Raw genomic sequence first — 18803 nt, forward strand, 5'->3', positions numbered from 1 at the left:
GGCTCCTCAGACATCAGCAATAGAGATCTCCGGTCAGCCCGTTTTAAGCTCGGTGGGTGATGCACACCTACTGGCCTTTCGCCGCGTTGCGGATGACGACACCCCAACTCGAGCTTCGTCAGCCGAACGACGGTGAACTGGTCCTCCTGGCCGACGTCGCGGCAAAGGGGATCAGTCCACCTGGGCAACGGACGTTCCTCACCCCCTGGACGGAGTTCATCCCGGCTCAGCGTGGGCTGGCCGTGATGCAAAGTCATTGGAGCAGCAAGGCCACCTGGAACATCCACAACTGGGCGCTGGAGCTCGCCGTGTTTCGGGAGGGGCAACCCGTCGGGATGGTGACCCTTAGAAGCCAGCAGTTTCCAATCCTGCGCGAAGTGAAGACGTCCGCGTGGCTGGGCCTGGAGTTTCAGGGTCGGGGCTACGGCACGGAAGCCCGAGGCGCCCTGCTGCACTTCGCGTTCGAACAGCTCGGCGCTGAAGCTGCCCTCAGCGAGGTGTTTCAGGACAACCTGGCGTCCCAGGGCGTCTCCCGAAAACTTGGGTATCAGTTCGATGGGATCTCCAGAGCTGTGCTTGACGGCCAACCGGTAGTGTCTGACCGCCTCCGTCTTACCCGTGCGCAATGGCTGGGTGTTGATCATCCCTTGGTCGTGGTTTCTGGTATCGCGGACTGCCGGCCTTTCTTCCTGACGGACGGCGACGTCTCGTAACACAATGCCGGGCTTCGCGCGGTCTCGACGCGGGGGGCGTCAGGGGCCGACCGTCGTCTGTTGGGTCTGGGCGGTCAGTTGCGCGCCTCCTGGACGTCCTCGTCTTGGTTCAAGGCGGTGGCCTCAGCTGATGCGCGAGCTCACGCCTCGATTCCAGTCTTTTTAGAGTGCAGACGCCTCTCGAGAGGACCTCAGTGGATTACTGGAGTGCTGCTGGAGGACGGCAGTAGTAGCCATGCGCCAGCAGATCGCGCAGTCCGGCGAGCGAGGGTTGATCGGCGGGGCCGGGTCCCCGAATCCAGGCCACCGCTGCCGTGGCCTGAAACAGGTCCCGGGCGCTCACCTCCGGGCGGACGGATCCCTGGCGCTGGGCCGCCTGGAGGAATTCGTCCGTCATGGAGATGAGCTGATCGCAGGGGTAGGTCAACGGGTTGTCCGGCTCACTCGCCCGGGTGGCGGCCATCAGGGGCTCGGGGAGGCCGTTGTACGCGTTGAGGTAGTCCTCCAGGGCACCGAGCCATTGCCGCAGCGCTTCATCCGGAGCGGCGAGCTGCCGGAGGGTTTCGCGGCGGCTGATCAACGTTGCCGAGCGTGCCTGCAGCACGGCGGTCAGGAGCGCTTCCCGGGTGGGGAAGTGGCGGTAGAGCGTCCCGGGTCCGACTCCGGCGTCTCTGGCGACCGCTTCGAGCGAGGTGCCGACCCCGTGCTGCTGGAAGTGGTGTTGGGCTGTTTCCAGAATGCTGGCCCGGTTGCGGATCACGTCCGTGCGAGGTTTGCGCTGGGCAGCGGATGCTGGGGTCATGGTGCCTCCTGGTGGACTGCATGGTGTGGACTTGACAATACGGAGACTACCTCCATATTGTTGGGAGATCAAGCGGAGGCAGTATCCGTTTTCTGCGCTCCTGAACCCACCCTGCCGACACCCCCGAGGCTCACCCATGACCACCCATCCCCGCTCGTCCGTGGCCCTTCCACACCAGGACGCACGCAGCCGCGCCGTCATCATGGTCCTCCTGCTCGCCACCTTCGTGGTGGTCCTGAACGAGACGATCATGAACGTCGCGCTGCCCACCCTGATCCTCGACTTCCACGTCACTGCCAGCGTCGCGCAGTGGCTGGCCACCGGCTTCATGCTGACCATGGCCGTGGTGATCCCCACCACCGGCTTTCTGCTGCAGCGCCTGACCTCCCGCGCGGTGTTCCTGCTCGCGATGGGCACCTTCAGTGTCGGCACCCTGCTGGCCGCCGCCGCGCCCACCTTCGCGCTGTTGCTGCTGGCCCGGGTGGTGCAGGCGGTCGGGACGGCCATCATGATCCCGCTGCTCTTCACCACCGTCATGACCCTGATTCCGGCCGAGCGGCGCGGCGCGACGATGGGCTTCGTCAGCATCGTGATCGCGGTCGCCCCCGCGCTGGGCCCGACCATCAGCGGCCTGATCCTGCAGTCACTGTCCTGGCGCTTCATGTTTCTCTTCGTGCTGCCCTTCGCGCTGGCCGCCCTGGCGTACGGCCTGCGGACGCTGGTGAACTTCAGCGAACCGCGGCGCCTCTCGCTCGATGTCGCGTCGCTGCCGCTCTCCGCGGTGGGCTTCGGTGGCCTGGTGTACGCGCTCAGCCGCCTGGGCGAGTCGCCCGCGGGGCTCACCGACCCGCGGGTGAGCGTGCCGCTGCTCCTCAGTGTGCTCAGCCTCGCCGGGTTCGTCTGGCGGCAACGCGCGTTGCAACGTCAGGGCACACCACTGCTGGATTTCCGCGCTCTGCGCTCCCCAATCTTCACGCTGGGCGTGGTGCTGATCATGCTGCTGTCGGTGGCGTTCTTCGGCGGGGCGATCCTGCTGCCGCTCTACCTCCAGGACATCCGCGGCCTCAGCACCTTGCAGACCGGACTGCTGGTCCTGCCCGGCGGCGTGATGATGGGGCTGCTGGCGCCCAGCATCGGCCGGCTGTATGACCGCATCGGCCCGGCCTGGCTCGCGACGCCGGGCGCGGCCCTCCTGGCGCTCTCACTCTGGAGGTTCAGCCGGGTGGACGCCGCAACAGGCGTGCCGGTCCTGCTGGCGATGCACCTCGTGATGAGTGTCGGTCTGGCCCTGACCTTCACCCCGCTGTTCACGGCTGCCACGAGCCCGCTGCCTGCCCGGCTGTACGCGCACGGCAGCGCCATCATGAACTCCTTCCAGCAGGTGGCCGGCGCCGCCGGCACGGCGCTGCTGATCACGGTGATGACCGGGCGGACCACCCGCGCGGCCGCTGCAGGCCTGACCCTGCCCCTCGCACACGCGGAGGGCGGCCGCGCGGCCTTTGGCCTGGCGACCGGCATCGCACTCATGCTGCTGCTCCTGGCGGCGTTCATGCGCCGCGCCCCCGCACCCCAGGGCACGGGCGACGATGAGCGGATCGTCGCCGTCGGGGCATTGACCCGCAGGCGAGCAGGGTCGACCCACGCGAACCGGCCTGAACTCAGCTGCGTTCAGGCCGGTTCGCCGTTCACCCCACGTTGAGTTCAGGTGGCGTATCACGCCGCCTCACCCGGGAAGCGTCAACACGGCGCCCGGGCCCGTGGCCAGACGTCGCCCGCGCTGCAGTCCGAGCCGCCCATCGCGGCCGTGGTGAGGCGGGCGGTGACGCCCGCCGCTCCACGGCCTGCTAGCGGGTCAGGGCGTACGGAATGACATGCGGCCTGCCGGTGTCCGGGTCCTGCAGCAGGTGGGCCTTCAGCCCGAAGACGTCGCGCAGCAGCGCCTGGGTGAGCACCTCGCCCGCTTCGCCCTGGGCGTACACCTCTCCGCTTTTCATGGCGATGATCTCGTCGCTGTAGCGCACCGCCTGGTTCAGGTCGTGCAGCACCATCACGACCGTCTTGCCCTGCTCGCGGTTCAGGCGCTGGGCCAGGTGCAGCACCTCCAGCTGATGCGACAGGTCCAGGTAGGTGGTGGGTTCGTCCAGCAGCAGGATGTCGGTCTGCTGGGCCAGGCTCATGGCGATCCAGGCGCGCTGCCGCTGCCCGCCGGACAGCGCTTCCAGCGGCCGGGCGGCGAACACCCGCATCCCGGTCTGGTCCAGCGCCCACTGCACTGCCTCGCGGTCCTCCGGGCGGCGCACCGAGAAGGGTCCCTGGTGCGGGTGGCGTCCGAACCACACCAGTTCCTCGACGGTGAGGCCCTCGGGCGCGGTGGGGCCCTGCGGCAGGATCGCCAGGCGGCGCGCCACCTCGCGGCTCGGCAGCGCGTGCAGCGCCTGCCCGTACAGCTGGATCTGGCCGCTTTCGACGGGGAGCAGGCGCGCCAAGGCCCGCAGCAGGGTGCTTTTGCCGCAGCCGTTCGGTCCGATGACCGAGGTGATGCGCCCGCCCGGCACCTGCAGGTCCAGTCCGGGAATGATGATGCTGCGGCCATAGCTCAGCCGCAGCTGGTCGGTGGAGAGGGGAACGTCAGTCATGGCAGAAGCCTCAGGGTGGGCGCGGGAACTCATGGCGCCCGGCGCAGCAGGTACAGGAAGTACGGCGCGCCCACCAGCGTGGTGAAGATGCCGGCCGGCACTTCGATGGGGGGCAGCAGGGTGCGGCCCAGGGTGTCGGCGGCCAGCACCAGGGCCGCGCCGAGCAGCGCCGCCACCGGCAGCAGCCGGGCGTGCTGCCCGCCCACCAGCCGGCGGGCCAGGTGCGGGGCCAGCAGGCCCACAAAGCCGAGGATGCCGGCGCCGGTCACGCCGGCGGCGGCCAGCGCCACGGCGATGCCCAGGCACAGCAGGCGGCTCGGCTGGACCCGCAGCCCCAGGGACGTGGCCAGCTCCGGGCCGAGGTTCAGCACGTCCAGCACCCGGCTGCACAGCAGGGCGGCCGGCAGCAGGATCAGGGCCCACGGCAGCAGCCGCTGCAGCCGGTCGGCGTCGGCGCCGTACACGGTGCCGCTCAGGAACCCCAGCGCCGCGCCCAGGCCGTCCGGGGCCCGCACGAGCACCAGCTGCTGCACCGCGCCCAGCGCCGAGGCCACCGCCACGCCCACCAGCGCCAGCCGCACCGGGTGCAGGCCGTCGGCCGCCCGCCCGCCCCCGGCGCGGGACAGCAGCAGCACCAGCCCGAAGCCCAGCCAGGCGCCGGCCAGCGCGGCCCACGGCAACCCGCCCGCCGGCGCGCCCGGCCAGGCCAGCAGGAACACGGTGGCGGCCAGCCCCGCCCCGGCGCCCACGCCGATGATGTCCGGCGACGCCAGCGGGTTGCGGATCACGCCCTGCAGCATGGTGCCGGACGCGGCGAACATCGCCCCGGCCAGCAGCGCCACCACGATCCGCGGCGCGCGCAGCTCCAGCACCAGCTGGCGGGTCAGGGCGTCGCCGCGCCCCAGCAGCACCTGCAGCACGTCGGCGGGCGGCGTGCGGACCGCGCCCAGCCCCAGCGCCAGCACGCCCAGCGCGGCCACGACTGCCGCCAGTACGCCGCCCACCAGCAGCGCCCGCGAGGTGCCGGACCGCGCCGCCGCCGGCAGGGAGGTCATGGGTACCGGAAGTCGCCGCTGGGCGCCTGGTCCTGCAGGAAGCGGCTCTGGATGGTCTCGGCGGCCATCAGGCGCAGGGCCAGTGGGCCGCGCCCGCGCGTCCAGTTGTCGCGGTTGAACACGTACACCCGCCCGCGCTGCACCGCCGCGAGCCGCTGCCACAGCGGACTCTGCCGCCAGGTGTCGGTGATGGGCCGCTCGTCGGGGGCGGTGAACAGCACCAGCGTCTGCGGGTTGAGGGCCACCAGCCCTTCCAGCGACACCTCGTACTGCGTCTGCCCGGCCTTGACCGGCAGCTGGTTCTTGCGGCCCACCGCTTCCAGGTAACTGCCCACGAAGCTGCCGGTGGTGTGCAGCGTCAGGCTGGTGGGCGTGGCCACGGCCGCCACGAACGGCGGCGCGCCCTTGCGGGTGAAGGCGCGCGCCTTGCGCAGCAGCGCCTGCTGCTCTTCAAGAATGCGGCGCGCGGCCGCCTCGCGGCCCACCAGCTGCCCGATGGCGAGCGTCTGGGCGTTCAGGTCGTCGAGGCTGCCGCGGCGGCTCTGGAAGACCCCGGTGGGGGCCAGGCGGTTCAGCGGTGCCACGCTGTCCTGGTGCACGAACGCGTCGGCCAGGATCAGGTCCGGGCGCGTGGCGGCGATGGCTTCCAGGCTCGGCTGGGCGCGGCTGCCGGTGGAGGTGATGCCGCTGAGCCGGGCCTTCAGGTAGGGGGGCGCCCCCCGGTCCCCGCCCTGGGTGCCGAGCGCGGCCCCCACCGGCCGCACGCCCAGTGCCAGCAGGGTGTCGAGGAACGAGTATTCGAGCGCCACCACCCGCCGGGCCGGCGCCGGGAGGGTCAGGGTGCCGCGTTCGTGCGGCACAGCGATGGCCGCCGCGGTGGGCAGCAGCAGGGAAGTCAGCAGCAGGAGTCGTCGCATGGGGAACCTCAGGGGAGAGACGCGGGTCAGTGCCGGCCCAGCCGGCGGGCCAGCAGCACGAAGAACGGAGCGCCGACGGCGGCCACCAGGATGCCGACCGGCGTTTCGGCGGGCCGGTCCACCAGGCGGGCGGCGATGTCGGCGGTGGTGAGAAAGGCGCCGCCGAGCAGCGCGCCCATCGGCACGCTCAGGCGGTGGTCGGGGCCCATCAGGGCACGGGCGGCGTGCGGCACGATCAGGCCCACGAAGCCGATCGGCCCGGCGACGCTCACCGAGCCGGCGGCGAGCAGCACCCCCACCCCGGTCACCAGCGCCGAGTCGCGCTCGGTGCGGGCGCCCAGCCCCCGGGCCACCGCGTCGCCGAGGGCCAGCACGTTGAGGCGCGGGGCGAGCAGCAGCGCGGCGAGCAGGCCACCCAGCAGCCACGGCGCGACCTGCGCCAGCTGCGGCCAGCCGCGGCCGGCGACGCTGCCCGACAGGGCGAAGAGGGCGGCCTGCGCCCGCTCCTCCCACAGCAGCTGCAGGCTGCGGCTGGCCGCGCCCGCCAGGCTCGCGACAGCCACCCCGGCCAGCGCCAGCCGCAGCGGGGTGAGGCCCGCCTGCCGGGCCACCCCGTACGCCAGGAATGCCGCCAGGGCGCCGCCCAGAAAGGCGGCCGGCACGAACGCGGCGGCGGGCGCGGCCGGGAAGAACACCACCATCACCAGGATGGCCAGGGCGCCGCCCGCCTCCACGCCCAGGATGCCCGGGTCGGCGAGCGGGTTGCGGGTCACGCCCTGCAGCAGCAGGCCCGAGACGCCCAGCCCCGCCCCGGCCAGCACCGCCACCAGGGTGCGCGGCAGCCGCAGGGTCTGCACCACCAGGCTGTCGGTGGAGCTGTCGGGGTGCAGCAGGACACTCCACACCCGGCCCGGCGCCAGGGCGGTGACGCCGGTGGCCAGCGACGCCAGCAGCGCGGCCAGCACCAGCGCCACGCCGAGCAGCAGCAGCAGCGGACGGGCGCGGCTCAAGATGCGGTGCCGTCCAGCCAGGTCACCCGGTACTGCGGCACGCTGTTGTGGCCGGGTTTGTGGCTGGAGCCCGGCACCTCAAGCTGCCGGGCCACGTCCACCCGGGCGCGCCGCTGGCCCGCCTGGCCGCGCCAGCGGTACGTCAGCGTCACCTCGTCGCCGTTCACCGTGGCGTGACGGTCCGCGTCCAGCCAGGCCCAGCCGTGCTGGATCAGCAACTCGCGGTCCAGCACCTGCGCCAGGGGGGGCAGGCCGGCGAAGCCGCGCAGGTGACGTGCCGCCTCGGCGGGGGCCAGCTCACGCCGGGCGACCTGCACCGCCAGCTCTGGGGTCAGGTGGGCCCACAGCAGCCCGCTGGGCAGCTCCACCGCCGTCGCCGCGAAGCGGTGGCCGCCGAAATGGCCGGTGCGCCACGCCCGCACGCCGGCCGCGGCGAGGCCCTGGTACACCGGCACGCCGTAGCGGCCGCAGGCGGCGTCCACCGTGCCGTGAGTGCACACGTGCAGGTCCGGGCCGGGGGGGACCGGGCACGGTGCCCACGCCTGCAGGCGCTGCGGGTCCAGCAGGGTGGCGATCAGGCCCTGGGCCCAGTCGTCCTGCGGGAGCCCGGACGCGTAATCCCGGCGCACGTACCCGCCCGCGCCACGGGTGTAATGCCGCACCCGCAGCGGCGCGTCCGGCTGCTGTGGCGCGCTCATCAGCATCCCGAAGCCGGCCCCGTCCGCCTCGACCCGCTCGCGCAGCCGCTCGAACACCCCCCGCTGCTCGGGAGTCCATCGCTCGAAGTCCCGCAGCTGCGCCCAGCGCCGCACGTCCAGCTCCAGCACCGTCACCTCGGCCCAGTGCGGGGCGGTGCCGATCGGATCCTCCTGCAGCGACCGCGACACGTCGGCACACAGCGGCAGCCGCTCGGCCGTGCCGGTCATGGCCGGCCGGCCAGCGCCGGACACACGCGCCGCTTCACTTCATCTTCTCCAGGATCAACCGGGTGAGTTCGTTGCTGTTGCGGATGCTGGTCAACGGCCCGCTGTACGGGCTGAACGCTTCCGGCACGTACAGGACGCTCTGGGCCTTCAGCCGCTGCCCCACCGGGGTCTTCAGGAAGGCGTCGGCCCCGTTGTACTTCCCGCCGGGCGGGAACAGCACCACCAGCGTGTCCGGGGTGAGGCCCAGCAGCGCCTCGTCGCTGATGGCCGAGCCCACCCCCAGGGTGGTCTCCTTCGCCTTCAGGCCGTCCTTGAAGCCCAGGCTGCGCAGGTCGGGGATCAGCCGGACGCTGGTGTACAGCCAGGTGCTGCCGCCCGCGAACGGGGCGAGCACCACCACCTTCGGGTACTTTCGGAACACCCCGGCGGCCAGCAGCCGGCGCCCGTTGGCGCGGTTGACGTCGGCCACCTGCCGGATCACCTGCTCGGCCTGCTCCTGGCGGCCGAACACCCGCGCCAGGTCGCGCAGGCCCTTCTGCCAGAAGCCGGTGGCGTCCTCCTGGTAGCCCACGGTGGGGGCGATGCGGCTGAGCTTGTCGTAGTTCTGGTTGCCCTGCCAGGTGAGGCGCACGATCAGGTCCGGCTTGAGCGACAGGAGCGTTTCCAGGTTGGGGCTCTGCCAGTCGCCGATGTAGGCGGGGTTCTTCAGGCCGACGCGGCCGTAGAAGCCGCTGTTCAGCACCTCCGGCTTGATGCGGCCGCCCGTCAGGTCGCTGGGCGAGAAGTAGGTGCTGCCGATGCCCACCACGCGGTCCGCGACGCCCAGTGCCGCCATCCAGCCGAGCGCCTCCTCGTCCATCACCACCACCCGCTGGGGGTCCTTGCGGACAATGGCCGTGCCTTCATCGTGCTTGACCGTGACGGTCGGTGGGGTCTGGGCGGAGGCCACGCCTTGAGCGAGGGCGGCGAGGAGAATCAGCGTCTGCTTCATGGTGGACCATCCTAGATTAAACCAACTGGAATGGTCAAGTTTGTTTGTCCCAATTTCCCTGCGAAGACGCGACGCCCTGGTCTACGGTCCGCACGCTGGGAGGTCGGCGGCTTGGGGTCCTCCACAGCCTTTCTGCGGCTTGAGGTGAATCTCAGTGCGCACAGCACGGCCACCGATCACATCAGGGCGCCTGAAGCGCAGCAGGCCTTCGGCCGCTGGGCTTCACGGACGCGTCCCTCCGGCGGACCCGGCGACCCCCGTCCTAGAGATCCGCGCCTGGGCGGCTAAGCTGGGTGGGAGGTCGTGTCTGCACCCGGCTGATGTTCGTGATCCAGGCCGGCACGTCAACCGAGCTCGGCCGTGCTGAGGTCGGAGCACTGGACATGCAGGCCACCTCCCTTCCGGCGAGGCGTTCTGTGCACTTGGCGACTTACCCACAAGACTGAACCACAGGTCACCCGGCCGGCTCCGCTTGAATGCGCACCCGCTGCGCCGCGAGATCGAAGGTCAATGTGAACGCCTGGAGCAGGCCGCTGCCCAGGAGGCACTCGTCCTCCAGAGCCGGACTGAACAGGACTTCCGGATGATGGATCTCCACCGGGCCGATCCTGAGCGGCACCGAGAGCTGAGCCCGCTGGGTCGGGATGTGGCCCTCGTGCTGGTTCCACAGGGTGGGGCCGGAGTCGGGCGCCGCCACGACGGGCCAGGCGTGCCGGCTGCCCAGCGGTACGATCAGCCCGGGCCGCGCGCCGGTGTCCAGGTTGCACCACACGGTCCGCCCATCCACCTGCACCGGCACGTACGGCATGCGCTCCCGCAGCTCGTAGGTCAGGAGTGTCGCGTCGTCCGTGATCGGCAGCGCACCAGGGCCCCAGCGGAATCGCTGACGCGGGTAGTCGAGGGTCAGGAGGCCCTCACGAAACAGATTGAACCCCAAAATGCCGTCCACGTCGAGGCGCATCTCCGACACCACCAGGGCCGACTGAAAGCACGCCGGCCCCAGGTCCAGGATCTCCACCTGACACACCCTGCGCGTGCGGAGCCGCTTGACGACCCGGAGGTTCAGTTCATCGGCAATCCGCTGGTGGACAGAGACGACGTTTGCCCCAGCATCCAGGAGGAACCGGTACGGCCCGCGGCCGTTCAGGTGAACCTCGACCAGTGGCAGCAGCGGGCCACCCACCAAGGGCAGGTTGACCGGGCCGCGGAACGTGAGGCGCTGCGAGCCCCGCCGGAGGTGCTCGAGTTCCGCGGGTGTCAGGCGCCGCTGAGAGGAAAAGAACGCGGAGTGCAGGGGGGACAGGCGGGTCAGCCAGGAGCGGATCATCAGGGCACCTCGGGAGCGTCCCACACGACCGCGAGGTTTCACCGTGGCACTTGGTGTCGCGCGTGTGGGCAGGCGGGTCAAGGTGCCTCTCGCCCAGGGTGGGTTGTGGCCTGCAGCCTAGCATCCCCTCCACGTCGACCGAGGGAGGAGAGGAGGGAGGGCCGTTGAATCCTTGCTCTGAACCGCTGGTCAGTTCCCTGAACCGTGCGGGGTCCTTCCCCTCATCCCCACATCGATCACCATCCACGCCGACGTCCAACAGGGATGAGACATGCCTGGCAAGGAACGGAGCTGTTCCGTCCTCGCTTGTCCTTCGGGGCCGCTTCCATCCATTCACAGGACTTCCCACGCTTCAGCTGCGTTGACCAGAGTTATTACCGGGATAAAATGGAGTGTGAACGGGTCATACACTGCTTTCCTCGGGTCGCGCCGGCTGGTCACGGGCGCCCTTGCCGACGTCCTTGCCCGCGTGAAGGCCACGTCGCCTGGCCCCACAGCCGAACTGCTGATCTTCGAAGACCGCACAGGGCAAAACGTCGACTTCGATTTGCGCGGTGATCTTCAGGAGGTGCTCGCACGGGCTCAGCCGGAAGCGAAACCGGCCGGGCGGGGGCGGCCGAAACTTGGCGTGGTGTCGCGCGAAGTGACGCTGCTGCCGCGGCACTGGGAATGGCTTGAAGCGCAGCAGGGCGGCGCCTCTGCCGCCCTGCGCCGCCTGGTGGACGAGGCGCGGAAGCAGGACCCCGGCCCTGAACGCGTTCGTGTTGCCCAGGGCGCTGCCGACCGCTTCATGGCCGTGCTCGCTGGCGATCTGGAGGGGTATCAGGAGGCGTCGCGCGCCCTGTATGCGCGCGACGCCTCTGCGTTCGCGCACCACACGCAAGGCTGGCCCGAGGACGTGCGCGCCCACGCCCTGCACCTCGCTTCACCGGCATTCACGCCGGATCCGCCCAACGCTTGAGCGAGTGTTCAGGTGGTGGGTCGAAGATCGACATCACGTGACCGTCGTGGCAGGGATCCTTAAATGCCGGAGCTTCGTTGCCTGCCGGGCCGCCCTGAAGCGGAAGGTGGCAAAAACCACCGGAGTGTCTGAGAACCGCACGGTGGTGCCCTGGCGCGGAGTGGCGGAGGGCCGCAGGCCGGCGTTCTCCGCCTCTCTGGCGTTCACTGGGTCTCCGGTTGAAGGAAAACGTCATTTCCCGTTGAGCTGGGCTGTGCACACGGCGGCGCAGGATCCACCGGGTCGCTTTGGCCGGAGCATGGCGGAGCTGCGCCGGCCGAGGCAGAGGTGAGGCTTCGACAGCGGCGAAGGGGCGGACGCTTCAGGAGATGACCGGGGCACGGCTCGGTGCAGATGGACTCAGGGCCACACGCCCAGCCGAAACCAGGTGTGTGGCCACTGTCGTTCGCACGCCAGGAACGCGGTGGAAAGGAACTTGAGCATGCTTGTCAGTACAGCGACTCGGGCGGCAGGGCCAGCTGAGCACGCCACAGGTTGAGCAGGTCGGCGAGGTCGTCGGGAGCAACGCCTCCCGACGCGTCCGGCTCAAGCTCGTCGAGCACTTCAAAGCGGAAGGCGGCTTCGCCGTCGGTCGTCCAGTCGCGCTGCAGAGCCTTGAGGTGATGACCGTTGATGGTGGACGGCGTTTCGAGCCGCGTCGTCAATTGAAACTGGATCCGGTTGAGCATGCCCTGAGCGTGCATGCTTGCCCCGAGCAGGGTGCGTCCGGACGGCAGGTGGGTGATGCGGTACACACCGGCACGGGGCGTAAAGGTGTGAGCGCGGCGGGTCTTGGTCATGCGGGTTCTCCCTGAAGCACGGAGCGGGTGGACGCGAAGACCGCGAAGCTGGCGAACAGCAGGAGCGCGGCGGCGAAATAGGCGGCACCCGGCACGAAGGGCGTGGCGTGTGGGGAGGCGAAGCGCGAGAAGAGGGCGGTGGCCGCGAGCGGCCCGACAATCGCGCTGATGGACGTCAGGCCCGCCAGGGCTCCCTGCACGGCGCCCTGGGCGTGGGGCGCGGCCTTGTTGGTGGTGATGGCCTGTAGGGCAGGCGTGGCCAGGCCCGACAGGGCGCCGATGGGCAGGGAGGCCCACAGCATCCAGGGCGCAGCCGCGAGGCCGTACAGGACGTTCGAGGCGACACCGATGAGGAGGCCGAGCGCCACGGTCTGCTCGGGGCCCACCCGGCGAAGGACACGCGGCAGCACCGCGACCTGGACGATGGCGGACAGCAGGCCGGCAATGGCGAGGGTGAGGCCGTTGGTCGCTGGGGTCCAGCCGTACCGCATGGCGCCGTGCAGGACCCAGGTGCTGGTCAGGAACTGAGTGGCGAGACTGCCGAGCAGGACGACGGCCGCCAGGACCGGGAGGCCAGAGAAGTGGCTGAGGGTGCCGAGGGCGCGCAGAGGCACGAGCGTCCGGGGGTCGAAGGGCGCGGGGGCGGCCCGGCGGGATTCGGGCAGGACCAGGAGGCCGTACAGGAAGTTCAGGGCAGCGAGCGTGGCGGACACGAGGAAGGGAAGGCGCAGATCAAGGCCGCTCAGGAGCCCCCCGAGGGCGGGGCCGATGATCAGGCCCAAGCCGAAGGCGGCGCCGGCGATGCCGAAGTTCCGGGCGCGGTTTTCGGGGGTGCTGACGTCCGCGATGTAGGCGTTGGCGACGCCGACGGTGGCCGCGCCGACGCCGCCCAGTGTGCGAGCCAGGAGGAGCCACATCAGCGACGGCGCGAGCGCGGCGAGCATGTACGCCAGAGCGGTGACGAGGGTCGAGATCAGCAGGACGGGACGGCGACCGAAGCGGTCGGACAGCATCCCGAAGATCGGGGCGGCGAGCAATTGCGCGGTCGAGAACAGCGCGACAAGCAGGCCCAGGAACTGGGGCGCGGCGAGGGGATCACGTGCGAGGTGGGCAACCAGCATGGGCGCAACGGGGATGACGAGGCCCAGGCCGATCATGTCGAGCGCGAGCGTGACGAAGATAAACGGCAGGCCGGGCGAGCGGGGGGTGGACATAGCAACTCCTGAGCTGCGACAAGGGTGAGCCGCCGCGTTTAATCGCAAACGCGGAAGGGGGGTGCAGCATGGGCGATTCCAGCCCCGTGCACATCCATGGGTGGAGGGGCGAAACCGTGATGGGTCTACGTAGCGCTACGGGCACGATGGCGTAAGGCAGTGCCTTCACGCCCCGTGCTTTAAATATTACCCAGGTATAAATAGCATGTCAATACCTTCCGGGTAAAATCAACTCGACGCTACACGAGGACGTAGCAGCGCGCTATGGCATATAAGCCAACATACGAAAGCCACAAGCGTTAGCGGACAGCATGAGCCGGCCTTTACGTGCGAGTAGGCGCGGTGTCCACAACACCATGAAGCGACATTCTTCTATCGGCGCAGTCCGATGGGTATAAATTGGCTGACAAAGGCGGGCTGGAGATGTGCGACCCAGAAGGCGGTGGAACAAGGTCTTGTGGTCACTCTTACCAACGAGGCCTTGACCTGTGCGCCCCACAGCAATTTGGAAAGAGGCCAGGTCAACCAGAATGTGACGTCAGCTTCCTCTCGCTTCAATGGCCTGTACGGTCTTGCGGAGCCGCGGCGCCAGGCGGAACAGATCATCCAGACTGCTGAGCGTCTCTCTCACCTCGTGGCGGTCCGCCGCGTCGAACAGACCGACCACCAACCGACGCTCGGTGAAGTACAACCGAGCCACCGTCTTGCGGCGGTTGTTGTCGAGCAGCACCGCACAATACGACTGGTGCTTCCTCAGGTGAACCCGGGCATACTCCACGGTCTCGCGCAGGATCGACTTGATGATGTAATACCCCTGCCATTCCTCGGCGCTGACCGTCAGGCCAGCCTCATCGCTGTCCTGATCCTCGGCTTCGCCGAGTTGCGGCGCGGCCGGGGTCGCCGCCTCAAAGGCGGACCGCAGGCGCTCACTGATGAGCTGCGCGACAAACTCATTCAGCGCCTTCTTGGTGTACACCGCGAATCGGTTGCGCGTGTTGGTGGTGAGCCGTCCCTGGTACACCTGAGCGGTGAGCACCCGGATAAAGTCGTCAGACGGCTCGCGAAACTCCTCGACCAGGTGCTGCTTGATGGCCATCACGTACTTCATCTCGCTGGCCGAGCTGAGAATGATGTCTTGGTTAAACGCTGCCTTGCTGAAGCGCAGCAGTTCCGTCAGCTCGTGTTCCTTGAGGTTGAGCAGGTTGACTTCCAGAAACGGCTGGGCGTCCATGGTGTTCGGCCGTTCCAAGTCGGTGTAGAACCGGTACACCACCCCGTTGGTCAGCACGGCAAACCGGGCTTCCGTGACGGCGAAGTACCGGTACAGTTGAGACGCGTGCTCCAGGCTGAGGGGCGCGGCGTGGTGCTTGCACTCGAACAACAGAATGGGTCGGCCGTTCTGCAACACGGCGTAATCCACTTTTTCGCCCCTCTTGATGCCGACGTCCGCGATGAACTCCGGCACCACCTCGGTCGGATCGAAGACGTCGTAACCGAGGATCTGCAGGAATGGCATGACCAGCGCGTGTTTGCTGGCCTCCTCGGTGTGCAGTTGCGGCAAGAGCTTAGACAGCCGGTTGGCCAGGTCCAGCAGCCGGGACGCCTGCTCCGCCTCCGGCTCGCCAATGGAGGTTAGCGGAAGAGCAATACGCGTCTCCACCCGGGGCGGCAGTGGGACCTCCGCGGGCAGCGGGGCCGGCAACGCCGGGTCGGCTTCCGGGAGATCCTCGTCCTCGGCCACCGTGCCGCCGAAATGCTCAAGCACTTCTTTGAGCCCACCATCAAAGGTGCGGCTGATCGCGCCAAACCGCCAGCCGGTGCTGCCCTGCCACAATTCACAGGCGAACACCGTCCGGTGGCCGGCCAGGTGCTCCTGGCTGAGCGTAAAGCTCGCCTGCGGGACATCTGCCGGGGTCAGGAGCGTGAGTGTGAGGGTGTCCGATGGTTCCAGGGGTTCTTCGGCCGTCAGCACCAGGACGAGGCGGGCCACGTGTTTCGGGAGACGGTCGAGGTGAAGGGTGAACCGCTGGGCTTCGGTGCCAACGCCCGGCAACAAGGTGAGTTCGCCGTGCGGCGTGCTGGACTGGTTGTAGAACACCAAGTAGCGGTCATCGCGCAGTTTCTGCCTGGAATTGAGTCCGAAGAGGCTGAGGTCGGCCTGAAGTCCGGCGCGGTGGGTGACGGTGAGGATCAGGTGGTCGCTGAGATTGAGGGCAGTCAGGGGTAACCGTTGCCCGTGGGCGAGGATCGTCATGGTCCGGGTCCTTAAGAATGAAGGGGAGGGGTGAGAGATGCGCGTGTCTTGGGGCCAATGATCATCACACCACACGTGGAGAAGGTGGGTGGCGCACATACGCGCAATTAGGTTGGTGTGGCATAACAAACCCGCCCCCAGGTACGCCGAAGGCGCACACCGGGGCGGGCAGAAAAGGAATTTGTTCCTGGCGGACGCCAGACTGGTGGCTCCATAAAGCCATGCGTGCTGAGCACGCGTGCTGCCGTGCAGCGGTCGATTCGAAGATGAGATGTCGGTTGACGGTTCAGTGCTATCGGCGTATCCATGCGCCGTGAAGCGGTCCTGCCTCCGGTTTCACCCGGCACTGCGCTTGATCAAGTGGCCTGATGGCCGTTCGCTCGTGCACGACTGCGCGTCCTACAGCGCTGTGCGGCTCCCAACCGCGTGCATTCCACTGCCGCCAGCTTTCGGCTTCCTCAGGTTCCCCTGCATCTCTCTGTGCCCCTTCCGACCGGGTCGAAGCTCAGAGTTGCTCTTGCCATTTCACCAGCTCTCCCACAGGGTGCCCCTGATCCACGCGCTTGCAGTTGCGTGGGGTTCCCCCTGCTTCCCCCATTAGCCCGCACCTACCAGTTGCATAGCCAGCGCCTCACGTATGTCCTTCCAGCCAGCACCGACCCATTTCACAGGTTCGATCTGTTCCCCGTCGGTTGACGGCTTTCATCGGGCAAATGCTGCGAACGCCTCGATTACCCCTGACACGCTTCGAGCTCCGGTCGTAGTGCGCCGCTACTGGGCCACCACTGGCATCTGCGTTCCCGCTCGCGACTGCCCCCTTTCGGGCCGCAACCTACTTTCAACGTTTAAATTTCGATGACCTGCTCAGGTTGCCCTGGCAGTGCCGCCCAGGCCGATCTCTCGCCTGCGCTTAAGGCTCCCCCGGTGTCGGGCCATCCAGCAACCCCCGGTTTCCCCTATCCGTCTCTACGTCGCGGCAATCGTCATACACTTCAGGTCTTTTCCTGTCGAGCATGCCGACGGCGAGGAGTTTCACCTCGCTTCGGTGTGAACAATCCAGGCGGTTTCAGGGCACCGCTCGCCCCTCCCCACGCGCAGGAATTTTTTCTGGGTCATCCAACGTTCATGACTCCCGGGCGCGAACGCCCACATGTCTTATGCATTGGATCGATTCAGGCCGTTATTCCCTCGCGTCCATCCTAGTCGTATCAGCGCCACTACGCGCAAACGACTTGAGCAGTGTGTTGGTCAGCCCTGCAAGGCTGGATACTTCAGAGTTGTAGGACGTATGCACACGGTGTTTCTCGCACAGTGCGATGTGGTGGTCAAGGGGTCAAGATCCGAGCACCGTGCAGCATTTCATTACGTACGATCCCGTAAAAGCGCAGCGCAGCTCTAGAAATCGTACGCTGAAATCGCACGTCGTTTCACCATTCTTGCTGTGCCAGACGGCAAACACGGAATTCTGTGAAAACGTAGGGCCTCAGCAGCGCCTCAATAGGGCTTCAATAGAACCTCAGCAGGGCCTCAATAGGGGGGCTTGACGGGCCGCGGTCGGGGGTGCGAGACGTGGGGTGTGACCAAACCCCAATCGCCTCAGGCCTCAGGTAAGCAAGCGCAGATTTCATCCGTAACCGGCAGAGATGGCTGCTGGCGTCGCGAAGCAGGGCAGCATGACTGAAGCCGCACTGCCGCTGGTCATCCCGCCGTCCAAACAAGAAGGGGCACGGCAACGGAAACTGCATGACACGGGTCAGGGGCTGTTGTCTGACGTGCATCGCCGTGTGCGCGCCGGCTATAGATGGTGGGTGACCGGAGACGTGACCACGGACCAGGTTGTTGGATTCGTGGCACGGATGTCCGTCAAATACGGCACCGATGCGGACAGCGTGACGCGCCACCGGAACAAGGTGGGTGGCGAGGCCAGCACCGTGCTGTTCGTCTGGCCACTTCGCCATGATCCTGCGGGGTACACCACGCGCTTCGGGTATCTGCTGCTCAGCACCGAGCATCTCGATGGCGAAATCATGTATGACGGTGCGCGGCGGCCTGTGCCCGTGAATCTGTACGCCAACACCAACGCCGTTTTCCATTTGATGCCGAGCGTGGAAGTGGTAAAGGTCAAGCAGGCACGGTCCCAGCAGGGCAAGGGGAAGCAGTCGCATGGGCGGCCGGGAGCCAACAGGACGCGCACGGTGTATACCTGGCAGCTCAGCGCCCAGTCGGTCAACCGGATGCGCTCGAAATTCGCTGAGCACGCTGGCACGCCGCGCGAGCTCGAACGTCTGCGCCGCGCTTACCTGGCGCTGCCGCTGGTGGCCCCGTACAGGGTCCAGTTGAAGCGGGTACTGACCGACACGCGGCTGCTGCGGAAGAACATCCACACGCCGATGGCACGGGCCGAGCAGAAAGCGATCAAGGACGGTACGAAGCTCGACCCGTTGCGGGTGAGTGACATTCCCTTCATCACCGGATTTCCGAAGTTGTACGCCAGCCCGCCGATGACGCTGGGGGCGTACCTGGATGCCATCACCCAGACGCGCCGCACACTGGCCCGCAACGCGGAACAAACGGTCCAGGCGCACCATCTGGGGGAGCGGCTCTGACCGGCGTTCCTCCAGACGCTCGACCCGCGGTTCTTTCACGTTTCCTTCTTTCCAGAATAGAGGCCCAGTCATGGCGACCAACAAAACGATTCTCAGCAGACACTATGTCCTGACCACGCGCGGGGTGCGCCACGACCTGACGGCGAGCAACGCTGCCGACCTGGCTTCACAGGTGCGGGAGCACACCAAAAGCCGTGCCGCCGAGCAGATTTCCCGGATCGCCTGGGGTGACCGGGACGCCAGGATTGACGCTGCCGGCATGTCCCTGGTGGCCGTCGGTCAGACGGTCAAAGAGGTCTGGCGCCAGGTGTCGCCGATTCGGGGGAGCGAGTCCGCGCTGGCAGCGCCGGAGGAACCGGCACTCTCCGTAACTCAGGCCTCATCAGCTGCACCAGCGGGCGAGGCGCAGCGCCGGGCAGACACGGCCCGTGCTGTCCCGGTTCCAGCCTTAGAACCGGCGCACACGTCACTGCAGCGGCGGGAGGAAGTTCCTGCGCTCGACGAGATCGAGGGGAGTGACAGCGAGCCGCAGGACTGAACGCTTCAACGGTC

16 protein-coding genes are annotated in these 18803 nt (G+C 68.1%); 5 read left to right on the forward strand and 11 right to left on the reverse strand.

Annotated elements, in window-relative coordinates; translation table 11 throughout:
* The first annotated feature begins 59 nt into the window (after window positions 1-59).
* Window positions 60-713, forward strand: a complete 654-nt coding sequence (locus ABOD76_RS01805) for a GNAT family N-acetyltransferase (protein WP_350241740.1) — start codon at window positions 60-62, stop codon at window positions 711-713.
* A gap of 199 nt (window positions 714-912) precedes the next feature.
* Here ABOD76_RS01805 and ABOD76_RS01810 read toward each other — a convergent pair whose 3' ends face one another.
* A complete protein-coding gene (locus ABOD76_RS01810) occupies window positions 913-1515 on the reverse strand; it encodes a TetR/AcrR family transcriptional regulator (protein WP_350241571.1) in 603 nt (200 codons plus the stop codon).
* Between the two features lie 136 nt (window positions 1516-1651).
* On the opposite strand from ABOD76_RS01810, the gene ABOD76_RS01815 reads away from it, so the two are divergent.
* Window positions 1652-3214, forward strand: a complete 1563-nt coding sequence (locus ABOD76_RS01815) for an MDR family MFS transporter (RefSeq protein ID WP_350241574.1) — start codon at window positions 1652-1654, stop codon at window positions 3212-3214.
* Between the two features lie 145 nt (window positions 3215-3359).
* Here the strand turns inward: ABOD76_RS01815 and ABOD76_RS01820 are convergent, their stop codons facing one another.
* The 7 genes from ABOD76_RS01820 to ABOD76_RS01850 all read right to left on the reverse strand — a co-directional run bounded on the left by ABOD76_RS01820 (window position 3360) and on the right by ABOD76_RS01850 (window position 10458).
* Entirely contained in the window at window positions 3360-4151 is a 792-nt protein-coding gene (locus ABOD76_RS01820) for an ABC transporter ATP-binding protein (protein ID WP_350241576.1), read from the reverse strand.
* A 29-nt stretch (window positions 4152-4180) separates the two neighbouring features.
* Complete coding sequence (locus tag ABOD76_RS01825) at window positions 4181-5206, reverse strand: FecCD family ABC transporter permease (RefSeq protein ID WP_350241578.1); 1026 nt, start codon at window positions 5204-5206, stop codon at window positions 4181-4183.
* Window positions 5203-6123, reverse strand: a complete 921-nt coding sequence (locus ABOD76_RS01830; RefSeq protein WP_350241580.1) for an ABC transporter substrate-binding protein — start codon at window positions 6121-6123, stop codon at window positions 5203-5205. The genes ABOD76_RS01825 and ABOD76_RS01830 overlap by 4 nt, the downstream gene beginning before the upstream one ends.
* A 26-nt stretch (window positions 6124-6149) precedes the next feature.
* Window positions 6150-7133, reverse strand: a complete 984-nt coding sequence (locus ABOD76_RS01835) for a FecCD family ABC transporter permease (protein ID WP_350241582.1) — start codon at window positions 7131-7133, stop codon at window positions 6150-6152.
* A complete protein-coding gene (locus ABOD76_RS01840) occupies window positions 7130-8083 on the reverse strand; it encodes a sucrase ferredoxin (RefSeq protein ID WP_350241584.1) in 954 nt (317 codons plus the stop codon). Before ABOD76_RS01840 ends, ABOD76_RS01835 begins: the two co-directional genes overlap by 4 nt.
* Before the next feature lie 10 nt (window positions 8084-8093).
* Entirely contained in the window at window positions 8094-9050 is a 957-nt protein-coding gene (locus ABOD76_RS01845) for an iron-siderophore ABC transporter substrate-binding protein (RefSeq protein WP_350241586.1), read from the reverse strand.
* Between the two features lie 454 nt (window positions 9051-9504).
* Complete coding sequence (locus tag ABOD76_RS01850) at window positions 9505-10458, reverse strand: hypothetical protein (protein WP_350241588.1); 954 nt, start codon at window positions 10456-10458, stop codon at window positions 9505-9507.
* Between the two features lie 313 nt (window positions 10459-10771).
* On the opposite strand from ABOD76_RS01850, the gene ABOD76_RS01855 reads away from it, so the two are divergent.
* Window positions 10772-11338, forward strand: coding sequence for a DUF2239 family protein (locus ABOD76_RS01855; RefSeq protein WP_350241590.1), 567 nt, complete (start codon window positions 10772-10774; stop codon window positions 11336-11338).
* Window positions 11339-11826: 488 nt separating this feature from the next.
* Here the strand turns inward: ABOD76_RS01855 and ABOD76_RS01860 are convergent, their stop codons facing one another.
* From ABOD76_RS01860 to ABOD76_RS01870, 3 genes are all read right to left on the reverse strand, one after another.
* On the reverse strand, window positions 11827-12177 hold the full coding sequence (locus ABOD76_RS01860; protein ID WP_350241592.1) for a GIY-YIG nuclease family protein: 351 nt from the start codon (window positions 12175-12177) through the stop codon (window positions 11827-11829).
* Window positions 12174-13391: an MFS transporter gene (locus ABOD76_RS01865; protein WP_350241594.1), complete on the reverse strand. Its 1218-nt coding sequence runs from the start codon at window positions 13389-13391 to the stop codon at window positions 12174-12176. The genes ABOD76_RS01860 and ABOD76_RS01865 overlap by 4 nt, the downstream gene beginning before the upstream one ends.
* A 538-nt stretch (window positions 13392-13929) precedes the next feature.
* Window positions 13930-15645, reverse strand: coding sequence for a TerD family protein (locus tag ABOD76_RS01870; protein WP_350241596.1), 1716 nt, complete (start codon window positions 15643-15645; stop codon window positions 13930-13932).
* 1673 nt (window positions 15646-17318) lie between these two features.
* Here ABOD76_RS01870 and ABOD76_RS01875 point away from each other — a divergent pair.
* Entirely contained in the window at window positions 17319-18251 is a 933-nt protein-coding gene (locus ABOD76_RS01875; protein ID WP_350241598.1) for a hypothetical protein, read from the forward strand.
* 70 nt (window positions 18252-18321) lie between these two features.
* A complete protein-coding gene (locus ABOD76_RS01880; protein WP_350241766.1) occupies window positions 18322-18789 on the forward strand; it encodes a hypothetical protein in 468 nt (155 codons plus the stop codon).
* The last annotated feature ends 14 nt before the right edge of the window (window positions 18790-18803 follow it).

The organism is Deinococcus sonorensis KR-87 (assembly GCF_040256395.1).
Taxonomy (GTDB): Bacteria; Deinococcota; Deinococci; order Deinococcales; family Deinococcaceae; genus Deinococcus; species Deinococcus sonorensis.

What these genes read in the sequence shown, in the direction of transcription:
- ABOD76_RS01865 (WP_350241594.1), bottom strand. Translation starts at nt 13,391, where the DNA reads ATGTCCACCCCCCGCTCGCCCGGCCTGCCGTTTATCTTCGTCACGCTC.
- ABOD76_RS01875 (WP_350241598.1), top strand. Translation starts at nt 17,319, where the DNA reads ATGACTGAAGCCGCACTGCCGCTGGTCATCCCGCCGTCCAAACAAGAA.
- ABOD76_RS01845 (WP_350241586.1), bottom strand. Translation starts at nt 9,050, where the DNA reads ATGAAGCAGACGCTGATTCTCCTCGCCGCCCTCGCTCAAGGCGTGGCC.
- ABOD76_RS01870 (WP_350241596.1), bottom strand. Translation starts at nt 15,645, where the DNA reads ATGACGATCCTCGCCCACGGGCAACGGTTACCCCTGACTGCCCTCAAT.
- ABOD76_RS01805 (WP_350241740.1), top strand. Translation starts at nt 60, where the DNA reads ATGCACACCTACTGGCCTTTCGCCGCGTTGCGGATGACGACACCCCAA.
- ABOD76_RS01860 (WP_350241592.1), bottom strand. Translation starts at nt 12,177, where the DNA reads ATGACCAAGACCCGCCGCGCTCACACCTTTACGCCCCGTGCCGGTGTG.
- ABOD76_RS01815 (WP_350241574.1), top strand. Translation starts at nt 1,652, where the DNA reads ATGACCACCCATCCCCGCTCGTCCGTGGCCCTTCCACACCAGGACGCA.
- ABOD76_RS01810 (WP_350241571.1), bottom strand. Translation starts at nt 1,515, where the DNA reads ATGACCCCAGCATCCGCTGCCCAGCGCAAACCTCGCACGGACGTGATC.
- ABOD76_RS01820 (WP_350241576.1), bottom strand. Translation starts at nt 4,151, where the DNA reads ATGACTGACGTTCCCCTCTCCACCGACCAGCTGCGGCTGAGCTATGGC.
- ABOD76_RS01830 (WP_350241580.1), bottom strand. Translation starts at nt 6,123, where the DNA reads ATGCGACGACTCCTGCTGCTGACTTCCCTGCTGCTGCCCACCGCGGCG.
- ABOD76_RS01825 (WP_350241578.1), bottom strand. Translation starts at nt 5,206, where the DNA reads ATGACCTCCCTGCCGGCGGCGGCGCGGTCCGGCACCTCGCGGGCGCTG.
- ABOD76_RS01880 (WP_350241766.1), top strand. Translation starts at nt 18,322, where the DNA reads ATGGCGACCAACAAAACGATTCTCAGCAGACACTATGTCCTGACCACG.